Genomic DNA, 20,928 nt, shown 5'->3' with positions numbered 1-20,928 from the left:
GCGGCTCCACCGATGACAACCGGAGGTGGTGAGCGCGCCATGGCCGTCCGATACACACGCGTGGCCGAGGACCTCCGGCGCCGAATCGGCTCCGGGGCTCTTGCGGCCGGCAGCAAGCTGCCCTCGGAAAGTGAGCTCGCCGCGACCTACGAAGTCGGCTTGCCGACCCTGCGTCGGGCTCTGGACGAGCTCCAGTCCGAGGGGCTGATCGAGAAGTTTCATGGCAACGGGAACTTCGTTCGCCGTCCGGTCCAGCCCATCACTTACGCCGGCGGGCGCCACCCGCAGGACCCACCAGCAGCTCACTCTCCTGCGCTGCGGATCGAGGTCACCGTGACCGAGGTCAAGGCAGCGGGCGAGCTCCAGTCGTTGCTCCGGGTTCGCGCCAAGACTCCGGTGGTCGAGCGTGTCTACCTCAGCGAGCAGGCTGGTCGCCCGTGCAGTCTGGCGCGCGTTTACGTGCCGCGTGCGCTGGACGCTCCTCTCCCGGAAGCTCCGTGGTCGCCCTGGGGCGACGACGTTCGCGCGCATCTGCTCGCGCGCGGCATCCCGTGCGCGGAGACTGCCGAGCGCGTCACTGCGCGCTTCCCGAGCGCCGAAGAGGCCGACGCGCTTCGCATCGTCGCCCGGATTCCTGTCCTGGCGATCAAGCGCACGTCGATTGATGGCGCCGGTCGGGTGGTGATGGGCGTGTTGCTGGTGCTCCCCAGCGACCGAGCCGAGGCGGTCTTCTCGACCGGCGGGCCAGAGCTGACGGGGGGCGGGAAGTGACGAGGCTCATCGGAACGTCTCAGGCGTGGCTGTCTCGTCACCGGAAGTCCGTTGGCGCCGCCCGGAGTCTGCTTCGGGAGTTTCTGGCCGACGTCGATGACGGCCAACGGTTCATGGGCATCGGAGAGTTGGTCCTATCCGAGCTGGTCACCAATGCCGTGCAACACGCGCGGGTGCCAGGCCGGTTGATCTTCGTCCGATTCGGCATGGAGCCCGGGCTGCTGTGCATCGAGGTTCACGACGCCAGTCGGCGGATCCCGACGATGCGCGCGGCGGGCAATGAGGACGAGTCCGGCCGCGGGCTGCGGTTGGTTGACCAGCTCGCGAAGGAGTGGGGCGTGAGCCCCCGCGAGGGTGGTGTGGGCAAGGCGGTGTGGGCGTTGGTTGCCCCGACGGACGGGGGTGCGCTGTGAGCACTGACCAGAGCGCGCAGCATCAGCGAGAGGCCGAGGAAGGTACGCGGTGATCAGCATGAAAGACGGAGGGGCCAAGACATTCGGCCCGGTCATGGCCTCGATCGACGGCATCATGCCCGAGGCGGAGTTCTTCAGGCTCCCCGACGCGCTTGCGGCGCTGCTCAGGGAGATCGAGCAGCTGACGGTGTGGGCATGGCACCGGGACTTCATTGAGTGCGGTCTCGGTCGGCCGGGTGCGGCGGAGTTCATCGCGGGTCAGGTGCGGCGCAGGGGCAGCTGGACGCTGGCGCTCTACGTCGGCGACCTGTTGGAGCCTGCCGAGCCCCACATGATCAGGATCCGCCCGGCCTATACGGCGGCGCCGAAGTGAACGCGCAGGCCTCTGTCCGGCTCAGCGTACGCGGCTGACGGATTTCGAGCAGGGAGGGGAAGTGCAGCCGCTCCGGGCCGATCGTGCTCGAAGGCCGGCCAGGCCACCCCATCCCTGAGGCGCTGACTACGGCTGAGCCCGGACATCTCCAGGACGGAGAGGTGTCCGGGCTCTTGCCGTTCCGGCCGAGGGACGAAATGCTCAGGCCCCGGCGGGGTACTGCCACGCCAGCCCCGCAAGCAACTCCGCCCTGGCTTCGATGACCGCCATCCGGGCCTCGCGCTCGGCGCTGTCGACGTGGGCGGCCTGGCTGGTCACCTGGCCGGGCCACTTGCGGTAGTGCAGGCCGACCTCCGCCGTGAACCAGCCGCGGCTCACCGCGCTGAGCGCGAGGAGGAGCCCGGTGTCCTCGGAAGCGGGGAGGGCCATCCAGCCGCCGAGGGCAATCAGCAGATCGCGCCGGATGCAGAGGGTCGCTGGGTGGACCTGGGCGCGGTAGTCGTGGGCCTTCCAGTGATCCAGGACGGCGCCGCGTTCGATGGGGCCGGCGGGCGGGTCCTGGTCGAAGCCGACGAACGAGCCGTCTGGGAGCAGGTCAAGGACGCGGGAGGTCGTCCAGCCGATCTCGGGGTTCGAGGTGAGCGCGGCGATATCGCGGGCGAGGGCGCCGGGGGCCAGCATGTCGTCGGCGTCCAGCACCTTCACGTACTCGCCCTCGGCCCGCGCCAGCGCCATGGTCCGGGCCATGCCCGCACCGCCCTGTCGGCCCTGGCGGAAGCTGATCCGGACGTCGTCGGGGACGTAGGGGGCGACCTGGTCGCTCTTGCCGTCTTCCTGGATCAGCCAGAGCCAGTCCCAGCCCTCCGGCAGTTCCTGTTCGCAGAGTGACTTGTAGGCGTCCGGCAGGAACAGCGCGGCCGGCGGGTGGACAGCAGTGACGATGATGATGCGCCGCTGCACGGCCCTCACCACCTTTCCAGTTGAGTGGTGAAGGTCAGCTCCGTACGGTCGCCCGGGAGGGTGACGTCAGCGATGTCCACGACGCGGCCCTCGACGTCGAAGGATGTCTTTCGCAGGACGAGGACGGCGGTGCCGGGCGGCAACTCCAGTTCCTCGGCCTCCTCGGCCGTCGGCGGCCGCGCGGTGACGCGCTCGACGATCCGGTCGACCTCGATGCCGACCGTGTGGAGCTGGTTCTGCGTCCCGCCGGGCCAGGGCTCCTTCGTGGCGTCCAGAAGGTCGGGGTTGCCCGCGATCATGTCGTGGACCAGGTACGAACGGGTGAGATTGAAGGGAGCCGTTTCCGTGCGGTAGCGCGTATGGAAGACGCGCTCCAGCAGAGTCGTTCCTTCTGTCACTCCGAAGGCGGCCGCCCACTCGGCGTCTGCGGGGATCTGCCGGTACTCGGCAGTGAAGACCAGGTCGTCCAGCTCCAGACCTGTGTCGCGCTCGGTCGCGCCGGTCTGCTGACGCTCTGCCAGTGAGCCGCGCGCGCGGTTCTTCTCCCACTGGTGCCGGTCGTTGCTGCGCTGTACAAGCTTGCGTGCCTTGCGGACGAAGGTGCCGCGACCGTGCTGTTTCTCGATCAGCCCTTCGGCCTGGAGGAGGGCCAGGGCCTGGCGGACGGTCGGGAGGCTCTTGCCGTACTGCCCGACGAGGCTCGTCTCCGCCGGCAGCCGGTCCCCGGGCTTCAGTTCGCCTGCCCGGATGAGCTGGCGGAGGTCGTCCGCGATGCGCTCGTACGCCTTCGCCATGGTGATCACCGTCCTGGTCGTCTAGCGGAAACCAGCATACGAGTCCTCAAGAGGACTTGACGAGTTGGGGTGGCGTAGCTCATAGTCATGGGCAACTCCTAAAGAGGACCTGAGGACAGGATCTCTTGAAGAGTTGCGGGCGGCTGGGCACGGCCGGATCCGCTTCCGATCCCGAGGGGGGCCAAATGCAACTCGCAATCGGTGACGTCGTCCGCGACCGGAGCGACATGGCGCTGGGCACGGTGGCCGGTGCCGCCGAACAGGCGGACGGCAGCGTTGTGGTGATCCAGCTCTCCGGCGGGGAACTGCGCCAGGTCCGGCGGTACGACCTGGAGCTGGTGGGCCGCCGACCCGAGTCGGAGTCGGATGGCGGGAGTGTGGCGTCGTGGGGCGTCCGCGGTGTTGCCTTCGCCGTGGCGACGGTCGGCGGCGGAGCCGAGCTGGCCTCTGGCGGCGGCTGGCTGCTGGCCTTTCTGGTTGGCCTCGGCTCCTCCTCTGCCGTCATGACGGCCTTTCAGGCCGTGCAGCGGATGGCCGTCCCACGGCGCATCCACGTCTGAGAAATCCGTCGCCAGCGGTAGCGGTCGACGGATCAAGGAAGCCCGCTGCCCTGGCTCTCTCCATCCCTTCCAGGAGCAGGAGAAGCATGCGCACTTCGTTACACGGTCGACAGGCCGACAGGGTCGAGGAGTTCGAAGAGCAGGCCGACCAGGTGCCGGAAGACGAGCAACTGCCCGAGTTTCTTCATGAGTTGTTCGTCGGTCGGACGGGCGAGTCCGACGCTGAGCGCGCTGTTCGCGTGGACGCTGCTCAGGGCATCCTGGCGGACCTCCGCGAGGACGCGCCTGAGCTGGTCGCGTACGTCGCAGAGCTGCTGCTGGATGCCGCCACGTTCGTGCCACGCAGCGCCGGCTGCCGGTCTTTCCGACCGGGGACGGCCGCATGAGCCGGCCGACCGTCTACAGTTCGCGGGCCGCACGGCAGTTGGACACGGTAGCCGTGGAGCTCGCACGGGCACAGGCCGGGCGGGAGCGGGCCGAGGCCGATGCCGTGGCGCAGAGCGCGCGCATGGCCGCCGAGCGGGAGCGCCAGGCGGCGTTGGCCGAGTTGCGGGCGATCGCGGAGTCCGAGCGCGAGCGGCGCAGGGCGCGGCGGCGCTCCGAGCGGGCACGAAGGTGGGCAGACCGCCGCGAAGCTCTGACCGGCCGTGCGGCGCTGCTGGCCACTCTGGCGGTGATCGTGCTGTTCGTGGTGGTGGCGCTGCCGGCACAGATCAGCTTTCTCGCTCAGCGCTGGTCGCTGCCGATGGCGCTGGCCGGCGGCAGCGCGCTGGAGTCCCTGACGTGGGTCTTCGCACTGCAAGGCCGGGTGCGGGACGCGCGCGGCCTGTCCGCGGCGGTGCACCATGCGGGCGTCTGGGTCGCGGCCCTGGTCGCCGCAGGTGTCAATCTCACCCACGGCGCGCAGATGTGGGGGATCGGCTTCGCGGTCGTGGCCGCGTGCGGTTCGCTCGCCGCGCCGATCACCTGGCACATGTACTTGCACTCGCAGCGGGAGGGCGTCAGCGACCCGCGCCAGGCACGGCGCGACCGCCGGCGACGGCGCCATCACCGCAAGGTGGCGCAGACTGCGAGGTGGCTGGCCAGCGCGCTGCCTTCGGAGCTGGCGTCGGACGAGTTGTGGGCGCTGGCCTGGCGGGCGGTGCACGGTGCCGAGCCGGGGGTTACCGCGGACCTGCTCGGCGCGCACGCCAAGGCGTCAGCGGCGGTGGCGAAGTACCTGTGCCCGGGGGACCGGGCCGACGTGGACCTGCTCGCCAAGCCTGCCGCCGGTCGGCCTGCGCTGTGGACGACCGATGCGCGGGCCGCCGTGGAAGCCGGCTTCGCCGCTGCCCGCCCGGTCGCCGCACTCCTGCGGGTCGACGCCAACGGCTCTGCATCGGCAGTGCCGCCAGCGGGGCGTACAACCCCGTACAGCCAGCTCAGGGGCCGTACAAACGCAAAGCGCGCACCCCGTACAACCTCCGTACCGGCCGCACCGGACGACGCCGCGATGGAAGCGAAGCGCCATGCGGCACGGGCAGCGATCCGGCACACGCTCGCCGACGGCCGCGTTCCCTCGCCGACCGAGATCGGGCGGACACACGGCATGTCTCCCGAGTGGGGTGCCAAGCAGATCCGGACCGTCCGGACGGAACGGCAGCCCGCCCCCGTCGGCGCGACCGACAAGTGACCGAGTCATCCCCAACCTGAATGGACTATGCGATGAGCCTCATCGTGACGTACGTGCACGCCACTCCCGAGAGCACTGTCACCGGGAAGCGACAGGCCGACGGTTGCCCCGTTCTGACACTGGCGACTGCGATGGGCGAGGTCGACATCTTCGGCCCGAGCCCGAAGTTCGACGGTCCCGCCGCGCACCTCGCATTCGCGGAGGCGCTGGCCAGCGCGGCGCAAACGTTCCTGGAGCTGGCCCGGGGTTACGCCGCCGGGGCACAGCCGTGGCAGCTGGACAGGCCGGGCGGCGCCGAGCCGGAGAACGTCCCGGACGTCGTCGCCGAAGCCGACACGACGCGCTCGCTCTGAGACGCCGACGAACTCCCGGGACGCGCCCCGCCTGGCAGCACAGTGCGTCCCGGGTCCCCTTCGCCACCGACGTGAGGAAGGATCCACAGTGAACCATGACGACGAGGACGACGACGCGCGCGAGCTGTTCGCGCGCCTGGAAGCCGAGTTGAACGCCGACCGCGACGGCAGCCCGGTTGGCCTCGGCCAGGGCGGGCCCCAGCGTGAGCGGCACGGCACCGAACCTGCCCCGGCCGTCATCCAGGGCAGCCCGGAGACGGACTCGGTGTACGAGGACGCACCCGCCTCGCCGGTCGACAAGCCGGCGCCCGCCGGTCCGGGATGGCTGGAGCGCGTCCAGTCGGAGAAGCGCCGACCGGTGGTCCCGGCCTGGCTCCGGAGCAAGGCCGAGTTCCAGGCAGCGGCTCGCTGGACGGCGGGCCACTATGCCCACACGCTCGCCTTCCACGCGGCCCGTCTGCCGGCCTACGCGGGCAAGCTCGCGGTGCGCTCGCCCCGCGGTGTGTCCCGCGCGATGCGGGAGTTCCGCCGGTGGACGCGCGACCTCGAAGGCGAGCCGATCCGCGCGTACGCCGTCGCCACCGAGGACGCCGAGCTGTACCTGAAGCTGACCCGTCAACGCGACCGACGGGTTGCCGCGCGCGGCTGGCTCACCGTCCTGTACGCCCTGACCGCCGCTGCGTTCGTCCCGCTGCTGGCGCTGAGCACTCCCGGTTGGATCCAACTGGCACTTGTGGCCGCCGTTGTGCTCGGCCTCGGCGCAGCAGGGGCACCGGCCGATCAACCGCTGATCTCCCGCGCGGTGATTGCGGCGACGGTGCAGCGACTGACCTCTGAGATGGTGGAACAGGCGCTGTCCGTGCTGGCCATCAGCGGTATGACCCAGTACCTCTCCAAGGGTGGCCGCGTGGAGTTCACGGCCCCGATCACCCGCGACGGACCTGGTTGGCGCGCCGACGTCCAGCTCCCTCCCGGAGTCACGGTCGGCGAGGTGATGGAGAAGCGCGACAAGCTGGCCTCCGGTCTGCGCCGGCCGCTGGGCTGCGTGTGGCCGGAGCCGATGGCGGGCGAGCACCCGGGCATGATGGCGCTCTGGGTCGGCGACCAGGACATGAACAAGACGCGCCAGCCGGAGTGGCCGCTGCTCAAGGCCGGGACCGTGGACCTATTCAAGGCGGTTGGCTTCGCCACCGACCAACGCGGGCGCTGGGTCGACGTCACCCTGATGTACGTCGCGGGCGTCATCGGCGCCATCCCGCGCATGGGCAAGACCTTCCTGCTGCGCCTGCTCCTGCTGATCGCGGCCCTGGACCCGCGCGCCGAACTGCACACCTACGACCTCAAAGGCACCGGCGACCTGGACCCGGTCGGGGAGAAGGTCTCGCACCGCCACCGAGCCGGCGAGGACGACGAGGACATCAAATACGCCCTGGAGGACATGCGCGCGATCCGCGAGGAACTGCGCCGCCGCGCCAAGGTGATCCGCTCCCTTCCACGAGACATCTGCCCCGAGTCCAAGGTCACCAGCGAACTGGCCGACAAGAAGTCGCTGGGGCTGCACCCGATCGTCATCGGCGTCGACGAGTGCCAGAAGTGGTTTGAACACCAGCTCTACGGGCGCGAGTTGGAGGAGATCTGCACAGACCTCGTCAAACGCGGTCCGGCGACCGGCATCGTTCTCCTGCTCGCCACGCAACGCCCGGACGCCAAGTCGCTGCCGACCGGCATCAGCGCCAACGCCTCCGTCCGGCTGTGCCTCAAGGTCATGGGCCAGCTGGAGAACGACATGGTCCTGGGCACCAGCTCCTACCGCAACGGCATCCGGGCCACCACGTTCGCGTGGGCCGACAAGGGCATCGCCTACTTCGTCGGCGAAGGCGCGGACGCCCGGATCGTGCGAGCCGTCAACATCGACGCCCCTACGGCCGAAGCCATCGCCACCCGCGCCCGAGCGGTGCGCGAGCGGGCCGGCCTCCTCACCGGATACGCCGCCGGCAAGGACAGCGCGCCGGCCGACGGGCCGTCCTACGACCTGCTGGCGGACATCCTCGCTGTCGTCCCGGCAGCCGAGGCGAAGGTGTGGTCGGAGACCGTCGTCGCCCGGCTCGCGGAGCTCCGCTCGGAGGTCTACGCCGGGTGGGCGCCCGACCAGCTGACCGCCGCGCTCAAACCGCACGGCATCAGCACCGGCCAGGTCTGGGGCACCGCCGAGGACGGTAAGGGCGCCAACCGGCGCGGCATCACCCGCGCTCACATCGTCGCCGCTGCTACGAAGCGTGATCAGAAGCGCGATGCGGCCTGACCTCCGCCGGCGCTAGGTCTAGCACCGGCACCCGCTAGACCTAGCACCTCCGCTAGCACGCCCAAACCGCCCTGAACAGGGATCTATCGCCTAGCGCCACGCATCTCAGGGCGCCCGTAAACACCAGGGAGGATGCATGTCCAGCGCCCTGCTGGCCGCTAGCCCCGTCCTGCTGCTCATCACGCTGGGTTACGCGCTGCTCTGCGCGGCCAGCCCGTTCGGTGACTGCCGCAAGTGCCGCGGCTTCGGCTTTCACCTCAAGTACGACCGCCGCGGCCGGCCCTGCCGCGGGAAGCACTGCCGCCGCTGCGACGGCATCGGCAAGCGCATCCGCGTCGGACGCCACCTCTACAACCTCGCGCGCCGCCTGTGGGCCGGCGCCCGCTGACGTCCTCACGAAGGGAGTCCGGCCATGGCCGTCACCATCTCCACCGCTCTGATCTTCTTCGTCATCACCGTGGTTCTTGTCTGGGCCAAGCGAGTCAGCACCCTCGCCGCCGCTGCGGTCTGGCTCTCGGGCTTCACCGCCGCCGCGACTGTGGTGGCAAGCCCCATCCACGCCCTGCTCACCGCGCTCACCACGGCCGGCCGCTGAGCCACCACCCGACTCGGCGAGCCGACGCCCGGCTGACCGGCAGCAAGGCCGGTTGTTGATGCGTCAGCCATACCCGGGGCAGCGGACGACGGATCAGGAAGCCCACTGCCCCGGCCTCCATCCCATCCAGGAATAAGAGGTGCTCCAAGCATGCACCACCCCACCCCCTGCCCGCTGCTGCGGGCCGCATTCAAGGCCATCGGACGGCGGCCGGCGGTCTGGATCCGCGAGTTCCTCGTGCCGACGGCCCGTACCCCGCCCCGCCCCGGGTGCAGGCCGCCCCGCTCTGCCCGAAAGGAGCCCCGTTGAGCACCGAGTACGCCCCGAACGTGATCCCGTTCCGGCCCGAGCCCGCCGAGGTCAAGGGCGCTGAGCAGGCCGTCATCGGCTCCGCCCTGCTCGACCCTGCGCAGATCCCGGCGCTGGCCGCCCAGCTCGGCGACCCGAGCGCGTTCTACCACCCCGTGCACGAGACGATCTGGCGCACCATCACCCGCATGGCCAGCGGAGAGCGGCCGGTCGACCCGCTGCTGCTGACCGGCGTCCTGCGCGCCCAGGGCGACCTGGGCCGCATCGGCGGGCCCGGCTACCTGCACACCTGCATCGAGGCCACCCCTACCGCCGCCAACGGCGACTACTACGCCGAGATCGTGCGCATCGCCGCCGAACGCCGCCGGATCGGCACCAACACCAGCCGCCTGGCCCACATGGCCGGCGACGACCAGGCCGACCTGGAGACCGTCCGCACCGCCGCCCTGTCCGTACTCGCGGACCTCGCCGCAGGTGACACCTGGCTCGACCCCGTCCCGCTCGGCTCCCACGGCGCCCTGCCGACATTCCCCGTGAAGGCCCTGCCCAGGTGGGTCGGCGCCTACGTCGAGGCGGTCGCCGAGTTCACCCAGACCCCGCCCGACGCCGCCGCCACCATGGCTCTCGCCGCGCTGTCGACCGCCGCCGGCGGGCGGGTGAACGTGGAGATCCGGCCCGGCTGGCGCGAGCAGTCCAACCTCTACCTGACCTGCGCGATGCCCCCGGCCAGCCGCAAGTCCGACGTGTTCGCCTTCACGATGGGCCCCGTCTACAAGGTCGAGGCGGAACTTCAGGCCAACGCGAAGGCGGCGATCATCGAGGCCGAGACCGCCAGGGACACCGCGCTGGCCGAGGTCGAGGCCCTGATGGCCAAGGCTCGCAAGAACCCCGACCTCGACCGCACCCAGCTTGTCGCGGAGATCTCCGCCGCGAAGATGCTCGCCGAGGAGATCACCGTCCCGCCGAGCCCGCGCCTGACATTGTCGGGGGACATCACTCCGGAGGCCGTCAACAGCCAGCTCGCCGTGCACCGCTGCCTGGCCGCGCTTTCCCCCGAGGGCGACCTGTTCGACAGCATCGTCGGCCGCTACTCCAGCAAGCCGAACCTGGGCGTGTTCCTCCAGGCCCACAAGGGCGAGCGCCTCCAGGCCGAGCGCACCACCCGCGCACAGCCCACCGTCGACAAGCCCGCCCTGACCATCGGCGTCACCCCACAGCCCGCCGTCCTCCAGGAACTCGGCGCCGCCCCCGGCGCCCGTGACCGGGGCCTGCTCGCCCGCTTCCTCTACTCCCTCCCGCCCTCCAACCTCGGCTACCGAAAGATCCGCACCACCCCCATCCCCGACCCGGTCGCGGGTGCCTACGACCGCAACCTCACCCGCCTGCTCCGCGCCATGACCGACCTCACCGAGCCCGTGACCGTGCTCATGGACCAGGCCGCCGACCTCGCCATCGAGAAGCTCCAAGAGCGCGTCGAGGTCCAGCTCCGCCCTGACCAGCCGCTCGCCCACATCAAGGACTGGGCCGGCAAGCTCGTCGGCCACATCGCCCGCATCGCCGTCCTGCTCCACCTCGCCGACCACATCACCCCCGACCAGGAGCCCTGCACTTGGCGCGCCAACCTGGAGGCCGCCACCGTCGAACGCGCCGCCCAGATCGCCGACTACTACACCGCCCACACCCTCGCCGTCTTCGACCTCATCGCCGCCGACCCCGCCACCGAGGACGCCCATGCCCTCCTCCAGTGGCTCCAGCGCCCCAAGCAGGACGGCACCCACCGCACCCACATCAAGGCCCACGACGCCGTCGCCAGCAGCCGCCGCTTCAAAAAGGTCGCCGACGTCGAACCCGCGCTCACCCTCCTCGAACAGCACGGCTACCTCCGCACCGACCAGCCCCCCGCGGACGGCCGTCGGGGCCGCCAGCCCGCCGTCACGTTCCGTGTCCACCCCACCCTCGCCTCCCCCGTGGACGCGACGGAAGCCCCGTAACTGTCAGGGATGTCAGGGAAAATCCCTGACCAGCCAAAATGGGCCCTGACCACCTGCCAGGGAACGTCAGGGATGTCAGGGAAAGGGCGAATTCCCCTGACATCCCTGACAATCCCTGACGCCCCGCCAGGAGCCAAAGTCGCAGGTCAGTGATTTTCCCTGACATCCCTGACACTTTCCGGCCCCCAGGCCCACCCACACAGGGGCGCCATAACGCTCCGCAGTCACGACCGTGCTCCTTCGCGTTCCCGTCCTGCCGACGTCGCACCAGGAGAGAACCCATGGCCATCGCCATCCCCGAAGTCCTGACCGTCCCGGAAGTCATGGCCGCCCTCCGCATGAGCCGCAGCAAGGTCTACGACCTCATCCGTTCCAAGACGCTCGTCAGCTTCACCGAAGGCCGCTGCCGGCGCGTCGCCGTCGACAGCCTGGCCGACTACATCCACAACAAGACCGAGGAGAACCGTCCCTGATGGCCCGAAAGAACCCGAACGGCGCCGGCAGCATCTGGCAGCGCAAAGACGGCCGATACGAAGGGCGCGTGTACGTCCCGCAGCCCGACGGCACCCGCAAGCGCAAGACCGTGTACGGCGACACCTGGGAGGAGTGCGACGCCAAGCGCCAGGACTTGGTGAAGCGCGCCCGGGACGGTGTCCCCACCCCGACCCGCTCGCAGAAGCTCTCGGAGTGGCTCCCCTACTGGTTGGAGGAGTTCATCCGGCCGCAGCGCAAGAAGACCACGTACGCCAAGTACGAGACCCACGTGAGGCGTTACTTGGTCCCGCACATCGGGACCAAGCCCCTGGAGTCACTGAGCGTCCCCGACGTGCGCCGTCTCGTCGGCGCCGTGACGCGAGAGGCTTCCGCCGCCACGGCGAAGGAGTCGCACCGCGTGCTCCGTACCGCCCTCACGGCGGCCTGCCGTGAGGAACTGATCAGCCGGAACGTGGCCACCCTGGTCCCGGCCCCGCGTGTGGAGGTGCGCGAGATGAAGACGTGGACGTTGGACGAGACGGTCACCTTCCTGGAGGCGGCCCGTCCGGACCCGCTGTACACCGCATTCGTGCTGGCCATCACGCTCGGCCTCCGGCGGGGCGAGATCCTGGGCCTGCGCTGGAGCGACATCGACCTGGACGGCCGCAAGCTCACCGTTCGGAACCAGCTCCAACGCGTGCAGAAGGAGCTGTACGCGGACAGCACGAAGAACCGCCGGACGCGAGCGATCCCGCTGCCGTCGATGTGCATCGCTCCGCTGCGCTGGCGGAGGTTCCAGCAGACGAAGCAGCGGGAGGACGCCGGCCAGGCGTGGGAGGACACCGGGTACGTGTTCACCACCCGGACCGGCCGCCCGATCGAGCCCCGGAACCTCAGCCGCTCCTTCGAGCGGATCGGCGCCGACGCCGGTCTGCCGCGCATCCGCCTCCACGACACGCGGCACGGCTGCGCGACCATCCTGTTCGCCGCCGGCGTCGCCCCGCGGGTGGTGATGGAGATCCTCGGGCACTCACAGATCGCCGTGACCATGAACGTCTACACGCACGTCTCGGAGGAGACCCGGCGCGAGGCGCTCGGGCACATGGACCGCCTCCTCAAGAGGCGCCGTAAGGCGGGCTGACACAGCCGTTGCCGTCAATCACTGCAGTCAAAAGCCCCGCAGCGTGATCGCTGCGGGGCATTTGTCCTGGTGGGCGCGGACGGTTTCGAACCGCCGACATCTGCTTTGTAAGAGCAGCGCTCTACCACTGAGCTACGCGCCCCCGATCGTGGCCCGATGGGCGCACGACGAGAGCCTAGGGTACCTGGTCCTGAGGGGTGGTGTGCTGCGGGGCGGGGCCCGGGGTGCCGGCGGGTGGGGCGGATCGGGGAGAATGGGCGCGGATCAGCGGGTCGGAGCAGGGAGCGCGCAGTGGCGGTGGCCGGCGGGAGCGGGCGGCGGGGGCGGCGTCGGGCGGGGAGTGCGCTGGGCGAGGCGCTGGTGTTGCCGGTGGTGCTGGCGGGTGCGTTGGGGGCGGTCGGGCTGGCGTCGGCGGGCAGTGGTGGTTGGTGGGGGCGGCGCGGTGCCGGGGAGGGCGTGCGGGCGGACGCCAGGGAGGCCCGGGCGGCGGCGCAGGAGGCGTTCTACGAGCTGGACGAGACGCAGCGCGAGGTGCGGCTCGCGGTGGAGACCGTCCGGGCCGCCGAGGAGGGCACGGTGGCGGAGCGTGCGCTGGCCGAGCTGCCGGCGATCTCCGGCCGGGTGGAGCAGGTCACGGTGAACTACCTGGCCGCCCTGGACGCCCACGACCTGGACGACGAGGCCCTGGACGCCGGCTCCGCCGCCCGGGCGCGGCGTCTGCTGGAGGACGTGAAGGGTCAGCTGCACTCCGCCCGGGCCGAGCTGACCGACTTCCTGCGCCGCCTCCAGCCCACCCTCCAGCACGCCGAGCAGCAGCTGATGCGGGTCACCCCGGCCGTCGAGCAGGCCAAGCGCGCGCTGCTGCGGGCCACCACCACGCTGGACGAGGTGCGCGGCGCCGGGCTGCGGGCCGATGACCTGGCGGCCCGACTGGCCGAGCTGGCGCCGGAGTTGGGGCGGCTGAACGAGGGCGCGGCACGGCACGGCGTGGCGGCCACGCTGCGGCGGGCCGACGAGGTGCAGCGGCGCGCGGAGGCGATCTCCGCGGACGCCGCCCAGCTGCCCGAGCGGGCCCGCGAGCTCGACCGGCGGGTGTCCAGCCTGCGGACCAGGATCCAGGCGCTGGAGACCAAGGCGGCGACGGTCGAGCCGGCGCTGAGCGAGCTGCGCCGCCGGTTCAGCACCGCCTGCTGGCAGGACCTCCAGCGGGTGCCCGAGCAGGTCGCCGAGACCGGCCGGGCCGCCGAGCGCAAGCTCGCCGAGGCCGCCCGGGCGCGGGACGAGCAGCGCTGGGCGGACGCCACGGCCGCGATCGGTACGGTCCGCGCGCTGCTGGACACCGCGGACGGCTCGGTGCAGGCGGTGAACGACCGGCTGCGGCAGCTGAACGAGGTGCAGCACGATCCGAACCGGGAGGTGGAGCGGGCCCGGTTCGCGGTGCGGGACGCCCAGCGCCTGGCGATGGCGGGCCGCAGCGCGCCGGACCCGCGGCACGCCGCGCCGCTGGACGAGGCGGTGGCCCGGCTGGACCGGGCGGTGGCGACCCTCCAGGCGGCCGGGCGGCACCCGGACTACTGGTACTTCCTGACCGAGCTGGCGGCGGTGCGGGAGACGGCGGCGCAGGTGATCGGCCTGATTCGCGGCGACCTGGGCCACCGGTAGCGAGGCCTCGGTACCCTGCCGGTATGCCACGCTACGACTTCCGCTGCCGCTCCTGCGGCGCCACCTTCGAGCTCCGCCGCCCGATGGCGCAGGCCAACGACCCCGCCGTCTGCCCGCAGGGCCACCAGGACACCGTGAAGCTGCTCTCCACCGTCGCCGTCACCGGTGCGTCGTCCGGCGGCGCGCCGCAGCAGGCCCCGAGCGGGGGCGGCTGCTGCGGCGGGGGGTGCTGCGGCTAGCCGACAGCAGCAGAGAGGAACCGACGGACGATCTCCTCCCCCGCCGCCACCCCCACCTCCGCGAGGGCGGTGACGCCGGGGGCCGTCCACCCGCTGTCGGCCAGTTCGCCGTGGCCGGGCCGCCACCCGGCGTCGGCGGCGAGCAGCAGGTCGGCGTCCAGCAGCGAGTCCCCGGCCGCCAGCACGGTGCCCGCGCCGCTGCGCCGGACGACCTCGGCCAACGCCGCGCTCTTGCCCAGCGGTTGCGGCACGGCGTACACCTTGCGGCCCTGCAGCGAGACCCGCCAGCCGCGTTCGGCGCACCAGCCGGTCAGCTCGGTCAGCCAGCCGGCGGGCAGCCGGTCGCGCTCGACGACCAGGTAGGCGAACAGCTCGTCGGCGACCCGCCGCTTGCGGGTCCACTCCGGGTCGGCGCACAGCGCGAGCTGCCGGACCACCTCCGCCAGCGGCGCCGAGCCGGCCGCGATCCGGGCGGTGATCTCGCGGCGCCAGTCCCGGTCCGGCTCGCCGTCCACCAACAGCTGCCCGCCGTTCCCGCAGATCGCGTAAGTCGGCTGCGGGCCGGGCAGGTTGACCCGCCGGTACTGCTCGACGGTCCTGGTGGTGGCGGGCACGAAGCCGGCCTTCCGGCCCAGCTCGGCCAGCAGCACGGCCGCCCGCTCGGTCAGGTAGGACAGCGGCCGTCCGTCCAGCACCTCGACGCAGAGCAGCCGGGGCGCGTCCCGGTCGGGACCGTCCAGCGCCAGGGCCCGCTCGGAGTAGATGAGCGTACGGTCGAGATCGCTCGCCACCAGCACACCACCCGCCGAGCAGCTCATCGGCACTCCCTCCCCCGCACGGCCCGCCCGCTGGCCCCCGTCGCGCCCCGACTGTAGCGGGGGTGGATGAGGCCCACGCAGCTGTACGGCAGCCCGTCCACCTCCTCGACCGGGACGCCGCGCTGCGCGGCGAGCAGCCGCACGTGGTCGAGGTCGGCGCCGGCGCCGCGCCGGGCCAGCACCCGCCAGGGGACGCGGCGCAGCAACACCCGGGTGGTCTCGCCGACTCCGGGCTTGACCAGGTTGACGTCGTCGATCCCGTACTCGGCGCTGATCCGCTCGACGGCGGCCCAGCCGGCCCAGTCGGGGGTGCGGTCCGGGTCGGCGGCGAGCCGCCCGGCGCCCTCGACCGCCTCCGCGCGGACGTCGCCGAAGCGGGCGGCCACCGCGGCCAGGAAGGCCTCCGACACGTCGCCACCGGCCAGTTCGGCGTAGTGCTTGGCCCCGTGGAAGTCCCCCGGCCCGATCAGCCCGGCGCGCAGCACGGTACGCGAAACCAGGCCGGACACCGTGGAGTTGAGGCAGGCGGACGGGATCAGGAAGTCGTCCCGGGTGCCGTACGTGCGCACGCAGCGGCCCGGGTCGGCGAGCACCGCGAGGTCCGGGTCGAAACCGGTGCCGACCAGCGCTTCGGCGAGTTCGCGGGTGATCGCGCCCTTGCCGGTCCAGCCGTCCACGAACACCACGTCCGCGGCCCGGTGGTGGGCCGCCAGGTAGCGCAGCGCGACCCGGTCGATGCCCCGGCCGCGGACGATCGACACCGCGTAGTGCGGCACGTCCAGGCCGTGGGCGAAGGCCAGCCAGCGGCGGACCAGGATGCCGACCGGCGTCCCGGCCCGGGCCAGCGAGGCCAGTACCAGGCGGGGCCCGCGCTCGCGCAGCAGCGTCTCGGCGACGGTGCCGACGGCGAGCGCGATCCGGCCCGCGGAGCCGCGCAGCGCCTGGTGGAACAGCTCCTGGTACTCGGGGCTGGGCCGGTACTCGACCGGCAGCGACTCGGCGTAGTGCGCGCCGCCGTTCTGGACGGCCTCCTCGCGTTCCTCGGTGGGGGCCTCCAGTCGGACGCCGGAGAGGTCCTTGAGCAGCCAGGCCACCTCCTCCGGGCGGTACGAGGAGAACGTCGGCCCGTACAGCGGGGCGGGCAGGGGCCCGAACGGCGGGGCGGGCGGCAGCGGGGCGGGCGGCGGGCTGGGCAGCGCGGGCCGGTGCGAGGGCAGCACCGCCAGCACCACCCGGCCGGTGACCTGCCGCAGCTGGCGTAGCAGCGCGTACTCCCCCTGGTGCAGGGCAGCGGTGTCGGCTACGTCGTCCACCACCAGCACCACGGCGTCGAAGCGGCGGGTCCCGTCGACGCCGGGGGCGACGTTGTAGACGTAGCGTTCGCGCGAAGCGCCGTCCTGCGGGTCGTCGTGGGCCGGGAAGGCCAGCCGGGTGCGGATGGCGTAGCCGGGATCGTCCACGGCGAGGACGGGCGAGCGGGTGGTGGTGGAGTAGCGGACGCGGTCGCCGCCGAGCCGCTGGGCGAGCGCCTCGGCCAGCCGCAGCGGCGCGTACATCAGCTCCTCGAAGCCGAGCACCAGCACCCGCTGCGGCCCGCTCCCCTCCGGCCGGCTCCCCTCCGGCCCGCTCCCCTCCGGCCGGCTCCCCGCCAGCGCCGAGGCCAACTGCCCGGCCAGCGCGGGCAGTACGGCGTCGAGCCGCTCGCGGTCACGGGCGGTGAAGCCGTGCCGGCCGCCGTCCGGCAGCCCGGCGGGCCAGTCCAGCTCGACCCGGACCAGCGGGGCGGGGTCGACCGCCGGGGGCGGGGCGGCCGGGGGCACCGCGGCGATCAGCCGTTCGGCCCGCGCCACGATGTCCTCGGGCAGGTCGACGCGGCCGCTCGCGGTGGCCACCACGTCCAGCCGGACGCCGAGTTCGGCGGCGGCCGCGGCGAGTCGGTGCCGGTCGTCGGCCGGGCGCAGATCGACCAGGGCGGCCACCACGTAGTGGCTGCGCGGGTGGCGGCCGTGCAGTTCGCGGATGGTGTTGAGGACCGTCCGGCCGGTCGAGAGCTCGTCGTCCACCAGCACCAACGGACCGCCGCCACCCAGGAGTTCGGGATCGACGGGGAGCAGCAGGTGCCCGGTGGCGTGCGAGTGCTCCTCCTCGAACCCGCCGACCGGTGGGATCCCCGGGACGGCGCGGCGGGTGGAGTGCAGGTAGGGCGCGTCGAGGCCGTCGGCGACGCTGTGGCCGAGGCCGGTGGCCGTCTCCGCGTAGCCGAGCACGACGGCTCGCGCGGCCGCCTCGACACCGAGCAACCCGCGGACCCGGCGGCCGAGTTCGAGGCCTGCGCCGTGCACCACGGCGGGCCGCTGCGGCACGTGCTTGCCGAGCACGCTGGAGACCAGCAGATGGGCGCGCCTGGGGTTGCCGGAGCGCAGGGCCAGGCCGACGAGTTCGGGCAGGCGCTCCGATCCGATCAGCGCTATCCCGGCCCGCTCGGCGACCCAGCGCCCGTTCCACTCACCACGCCGCGCACCGCTCCGCGCGCCACTCCCCGTACTGCTCCCCGTGCCGCTCCGCACGCCCTGCTGCGCGCCGGTCCGCTTCTGTTCCGCTGTGGTCACTACAGATCCGCTTTCGATGGTGCCGGTCAAATCACGAGTCAGGGGTCAGCCGCACAGGCAGGCCGAGAGCAGCTCCGCGAAGCTCACGTCCTCCCGGGCCACCCCGAAGACCTCCGCCCGCAGCAGCACCCGCTCCGCCCAGGCCCGGTGCGGCCGGGCCTCGTTCATCTTGTTCGTGTACGCCGAGCGCAGTACCCCGCCGCCGCCCTGCTCCTGCCGGAGGATGTCGCGGGCGTCGCAGTACTCCTCGTGCGTGACCACGGACAGCGCGTGCACCGCGGGGACGTGGCTGGGGTGGATGCAGGTCTTGCCCAACAGGCCGTTGGCACGGTCGAGTTCGATCTCCCGGATGAGCCCGTCCAGGTCGTGCTCGATGATCCGGCGGCGGACCTCCTCGCCGGAGGCCCGGGCGGTGCCGGCGGTCGCCGCGAACGGGGTGCGGCGCAGCTGCGGCTTGAACATCCGCTCCTGCACCGGGAAGTACTCCCAGACCGGCCCTGTCACGGTGTACCCGGTGCCGTCCGCCCGGCCGAGCAGGTTGACCACGTCCCCGATCACCGCCGCGACCAGCGCCACGTCGTACGCGGTGAGGTCGGGCGAGCGCCGCAGTCCGTAGGCGGAGCACAGGTCGGTGACGCCGAGCCGGACGGCGAGCACCCGTTCCCGGTGGGTGGCGAGCAGCTCGGCGATGCCGAAGAGCTGCTCGCGCCTGGTCTCCAGGTGGGCGAGTTCGGGCGATTCCAGGACGGGCATGGCGAACAGCCGCCGCCCGGTGGCGGCCTCGGCGGCGGCGAGGGCGGCCAGGTAGGCAGCGCCGGCCCCGGCCGTGAACTTGGGCAGTACGAAGCCGCTCAGCAGTCCGACCGCCGGTCCGAGCCGTTCGGCCAGGTCGAGGATCTGCTCGGCGGTGCGAACCCTGATGAAGAGAAGTGGATGGTCCTGTGCACAGTCGGTGAAATCATTGACCAGGTCGGCCAGCTGCTCGACCAGGTTCCGCTCGCCCGCGTCCACCTCGTGGTCGGCGATCGCGTCCTCCAGGCAGAGCACCATCGACACCACGCCCCGAGCAGCCTGTTTGCGGATGTCGGCGGCCAGCGCGGGCCTGGTGGCGGGGCTGTAGAGGGTGCCGCCGAGGGCGGTGGCGAGCACCGCGGGCTCGCTGCGCGCGGTGAACGTCCGCGGCTGCTCCAGGAACAGCCGGGCGCGGACGTCGTCAGCGAGGTGGCCGAAATGGCGCAAGGTGCTCTCCTCGGGGATGGACGGCCTCCGGCCCGCGGTTTCACCTGGACGCGCCGCCGGCGGAACTCCCCTCCGCCGGACCTCCGGGGGCCTGTTCGAACGCCCATCGTACGGACGGATTCCGGCCGTTCCCGGCGCCGGGGCACTGAACTCCCGGAACATCCGGCTCCCTCGACGTCCACCCGGACGCTTCCCCGGCCATCGGGGGAGGACGGCGGCAAACGTCGCTCCGGCGCAAGTCTTGGCAAAGTCCGTCCCCACGCCGGCGTTCCCGGTCACGTTGTCCGAAGCGGTGGCGAACAGGCAGGATGGTCCGCTATGACGCACGTGATGGCCAAGGGCGCCAACATCGCACTGCCGGCGGCGGCGGTCCGCGCCGTGCTGCGCTGGAGCGCCACGCCCGGTGCGCCGGACGTGGACGCGTCCGCGCTGCTGCTCGGTGCCAACGGCAAGGTCCGTTCGGACGCCGACTTCGTCTTCTACAACCAGCCGCGGCACCCCTCCGGGCTGGTGCGCCACCTGCCCAAGCAGCACACCTCCGGCGGCGCCGAGATCATCGACACGGTCGAGGTCGAACTCGCCAAGCTGCCGGTCGAGGTGGACCGGGTGGTGCTGGCCGGCTCCTCCGAGGGTGGCCCGTTCCGCGCCGTCCCCGGGCTGCGGCTGCTGCTGTTCGACGCCGCGACCGGTGAAGGCGCGCTCCCGCTCGCCGAGTTCGCCATCGCCGACGCCGAGAACGTCACCGCCCTCGTCGCGGCCGAGCTCTACCGGCGCAACGGCGCCTGGAAGCTCCGGGCGATCGGCCAGGGCTACACCTCCGGACTGATCGGCCTGGCCACCGACTTCGGCATCACCGTCGAGGACGAGGCGGACGAGCCCGCAGCGCCCCCGGCCCCGACGCCGACCCCGGTCCCGGCGCCCGCCTCCGCCGCCACCCCCACCGGCGCGGTCGACCCCCGCGCCACCCCGCTGCCCGACCCGCGCTCCGAGGCCCGGCCCGAGCCCGGTACCTTCACCCTGAGCCCGGCCGTCCCCCAGCCCGCGGCACAACAGCCCTCGACGCAACAGCCTCCGGCACACCAGCCCCCGGCGCAGCCCACGACCACCCCCGCCCCGGCCGCCGCCGCAACCGGCCCCGCGACCCCGCCGCCCCCCGCTCCGCCGACCCCGCCGCCGGTCGGCCCGCCGCCCGCGACCCCGCCGACCATGACGCCCCCGCCGGTGGCCCCGCCCACCGTGCCCCCGAACGTCCCGCCGGCCCCGCCCGCACCGCCGACCCACCACCCGGGCGGCTACGGCTACCCCCAGCAGCAGCCCGGCACGGGCTACGGCTACCCGCAGCAGCAGCCGCCCGCGACCGGCTACGGCTATCCCCAGCCCACCCAGCCGTACCCGCCGCAACCGCAGCCGGGCACCGGCTACGGCTACCCCCAGCCGCCCCAGACCGTCCCCCCGCAGCAGCACCCCGGCAGCTACGGCTACCCGCACCAGCAGCAGCCCGGCACCGGCCAGCAACCGCCCGTCCCGCCGCAGCCCCCGGCGCCGGCAGCGGCCGGCGAGGAGTTCGCACTCCCCCCGCAGGGCCCACAGTTCCAACCCCACTGAGCCGAGCCCGGCGGGGCCGCCGAAGCAGCGCCAGCGCTGTGGCGGCCC

Annotated in this window: 21 protein-coding genes and 1 tRNA gene; 16 read left to right on the top strand and 6 right to left on the bottom strand. The window is 72.4% G+C overall.

Annotated elements, in window-relative coordinates:
• Window positions 1-60 precede the first annotated feature (60 nt).
• Genes ACWCYO_RS06520 through ACWCYO_RS06510 form a run of 3 tightly spaced genes read left to right on the top strand, consistent with a single transcriptional unit; the run spans window position 61 to window position 1,557 of the window.
• A complete protein-coding gene (locus ACWCYO_RS06520; protein ID WP_449783585.1) occupies window positions 61-771 on the top strand; it encodes a GntR family transcriptional regulator in 711 nt (236 codons plus the stop codon).
• Window positions 768-1,184 (top strand): ATP-binding protein, encoded by a 417-nt coding sequence (locus ACWCYO_RS06515; protein WP_387621295.1) that lies wholly within the window; start codon window positions 768-770, stop codon window positions 1,182-1,184. The genes ACWCYO_RS06520 and ACWCYO_RS06515 overlap by 4 nt, the downstream gene beginning before the upstream one ends.
• A 49-nt stretch (window positions 1,185-1,233) precedes the next feature.
• On the top strand, window positions 1,234-1,557 hold the full coding sequence (locus ACWCYO_RS06510; RefSeq protein WP_387621298.1) for a hypothetical protein: 324 nt from the start codon (window positions 1,234-1,236) through the stop codon (window positions 1,555-1,557).
• Window positions 1,558-1,758: 201 nt separating this feature from the next.
• Here ACWCYO_RS06510 and ACWCYO_RS06505 read toward each other — a convergent pair whose 3' ends face one another.
• Window positions 1,759-2,517 (bottom strand): glycosyltransferase family 2 protein, encoded by a 759-nt coding sequence (locus ACWCYO_RS06505; protein WP_449783584.1) that lies wholly within the window; start codon window positions 2,515-2,517, stop codon window positions 1,759-1,761.
• A 5-nt stretch (window positions 2,518-2,522) separates the two neighbouring features.
• Entirely contained in the window at window positions 2,523-3,311 is a 789-nt protein-coding gene (locus ACWCYO_RS06500; RefSeq protein WP_449783583.1) for a GntR family transcriptional regulator, read from the bottom strand.
• Window positions 3,312-3,496: 185 nt separating this feature from the next.
• On the opposite strand from ACWCYO_RS06500, the gene ACWCYO_RS06495 reads away from it, so the two are divergent.
• From ACWCYO_RS06495 to ACWCYO_RS06450, 10 genes are all read left to right on the top strand, one after another.
• Window positions 3,497-3,871 (top strand): hypothetical protein, encoded by a 375-nt coding sequence (locus tag ACWCYO_RS06495; RefSeq protein ID WP_449783582.1) that lies wholly within the window; start codon window positions 3,497-3,499, stop codon window positions 3,869-3,871.
• A gap of 86 nt (window positions 3,872-3,957) precedes the next feature.
• The gene (locus tag ACWCYO_RS06490; protein ID WP_449783581.1) at window positions 3,958-4,257 is read left to right on the top strand and encodes a hypothetical protein; all 300 of its coding nucleotides are present in this window, start codon (window positions 3,958-3,960) and stop codon (window positions 4,255-4,257) included.
• Window positions 4,254-5,543 (top strand): hypothetical protein, encoded by a 1,290-nt coding sequence (locus ACWCYO_RS06485; RefSeq protein WP_449783580.1) that lies wholly within the window; start codon window positions 4,254-4,256, stop codon window positions 5,541-5,543. The genes ACWCYO_RS06490 and ACWCYO_RS06485 overlap by 4 nt, the downstream gene beginning before the upstream one ends.
• Before the next feature lie 20 nt (window positions 5,544-5,563).
• Window positions 5,564-5,896, top strand: coding sequence for a hypothetical protein (locus ACWCYO_RS06480; RefSeq protein ID WP_449783579.1), 333 nt, complete (start codon window positions 5,564-5,566; stop codon window positions 5,894-5,896).
• A gap of 88 nt (window positions 5,897-5,984) precedes the next feature.
• On the top strand, window positions 5,985-8,198 hold the full coding sequence (locus ACWCYO_RS06475; RefSeq protein WP_449783578.1) for a cell division protein FtsK: 2,214 nt from the start codon (window positions 5,985-5,987) through the stop codon (window positions 8,196-8,198).
• A gap of 136 nt (window positions 8,199-8,334) precedes the next feature.
• Window positions 8,335-8,586: a hypothetical protein gene (locus tag ACWCYO_RS06470; RefSeq protein ID WP_449783577.1), complete on the top strand. Its 252-nt coding sequence runs from the start codon at window positions 8,335-8,337 to the stop codon at window positions 8,584-8,586.
• A gap of 24 nt (window positions 8,587-8,610) precedes the next feature.
• On the top strand, window positions 8,611-8,793 hold the full coding sequence (locus ACWCYO_RS06465) for a hypothetical protein (protein ID WP_387621322.1): 183 nt from the start codon (window positions 8,611-8,613) through the stop codon (window positions 8,791-8,793).
• Between the two features lie 305 nt (window positions 8,794-9,098).
• Window positions 9,099-11,093, top strand: a complete 1,995-nt coding sequence (locus tag ACWCYO_RS06460; RefSeq protein WP_449783576.1) for a DUF3987 domain-containing protein — start codon at window positions 9,099-9,101, stop codon at window positions 11,091-11,093.
• Between the two features lie 281 nt (window positions 11,094-11,374).
• On the top strand, window positions 11,375-11,566 hold the full coding sequence (locus ACWCYO_RS06455) for a helix-turn-helix domain-containing protein (RefSeq protein WP_393032441.1): 192 nt from the start codon (window positions 11,375-11,377) through the stop codon (window positions 11,564-11,566).
• Window positions 11,566-12,708 (top strand): site-specific integrase, encoded by a 1,143-nt coding sequence (locus tag ACWCYO_RS06450; RefSeq protein WP_449783575.1) that lies wholly within the window; start codon window positions 11,566-11,568, stop codon window positions 12,706-12,708. The genes ACWCYO_RS06455 and ACWCYO_RS06450 overlap by 1 nt, the downstream gene beginning before the upstream one ends.
• Window positions 12,709-12,775: 67 nt before the next feature.
• Here ACWCYO_RS06450 and ACWCYO_RS06445 read toward each other — a convergent pair.
• Window positions 12,776-12,850 (bottom strand) — tRNA-Val (locus ACWCYO_RS06445).
• 149 nt (window positions 12,851-12,999) lie between these two features.
• Here ACWCYO_RS06445 and ACWCYO_RS06440 point away from each other — a divergent pair.
• Window positions 13,000-14,370 carry a coiled-coil domain-containing protein gene (locus ACWCYO_RS06440; RefSeq protein WP_270147122.1) on the top strand — a complete coding sequence of 457 codons (1,371 nt, stop codon included), beginning with the start codon at window positions 13,000-13,002 and terminating at the stop codon, window positions 14,368-14,370.
• A 23-nt stretch (window positions 14,371-14,393) separates the two neighbouring features.
• Complete coding sequence (locus tag ACWCYO_RS06435; protein ID WP_270147121.1) at window positions 14,394-14,609, top strand: FmdB family zinc ribbon protein; 216 nt, start codon at window positions 14,394-14,396, stop codon at window positions 14,607-14,609.
• Here ACWCYO_RS06435 and ACWCYO_RS06430 read toward each other — a convergent pair.
• The 3 genes from ACWCYO_RS06430 to ACWCYO_RS06420 all read right to left on the bottom strand — a co-directional run bounded on the left by ACWCYO_RS06430 (window position 14,606) and on the right by ACWCYO_RS06420 (window position 19,275).
• Entirely contained in the window at window positions 14,606-15,427 is an 822-nt protein-coding gene (locus ACWCYO_RS06430) for an HAD family hydrolase (protein ID WP_270147120.1), read from the bottom strand. The genes ACWCYO_RS06435 and ACWCYO_RS06430 overlap by 4 nt on opposite strands.
• Window positions 15,424-17,898: a phosphoribosyltransferase gene (locus tag ACWCYO_RS06425; RefSeq protein WP_449783633.1), complete on the bottom strand. Its 2,475-nt coding sequence runs from the start codon at window positions 17,896-17,898 to the stop codon at window positions 15,424-15,426. Before ACWCYO_RS06425 ends, ACWCYO_RS06430 begins: the two co-directional genes overlap by 4 nt.
• A gap of 183 nt (window positions 17,899-18,081) precedes the next feature.
• Window positions 18,082-19,275, bottom strand: coding sequence for an HpcH/HpaI aldolase/citrate lyase family protein (locus tag ACWCYO_RS06420; protein WP_449783574.1), 1,194 nt, complete (start codon window positions 19,273-19,275; stop codon window positions 18,082-18,084).
• Between the two features lie 318 nt (window positions 19,276-19,593).
• On the opposite strand from ACWCYO_RS06420, the gene ACWCYO_RS06415 reads away from it, so the two are divergent.
• On the top strand, window positions 19,594-20,880 hold the full coding sequence (locus ACWCYO_RS06415; protein WP_449783573.1) for a TerD family protein: 1,287 nt from the start codon (window positions 19,594-19,596) through the stop codon (window positions 20,878-20,880).
• Window positions 20,881-20,928: the final 48 nt, after the last annotated feature.

It is taken from the genome of Kitasatospora sp. NPDC001683 (assembly GCF_053596495.1).
Note: the sequence above shows the minus strand (reverse complement) of the source record. Positions and strands in the feature narration are given on the sequence as shown.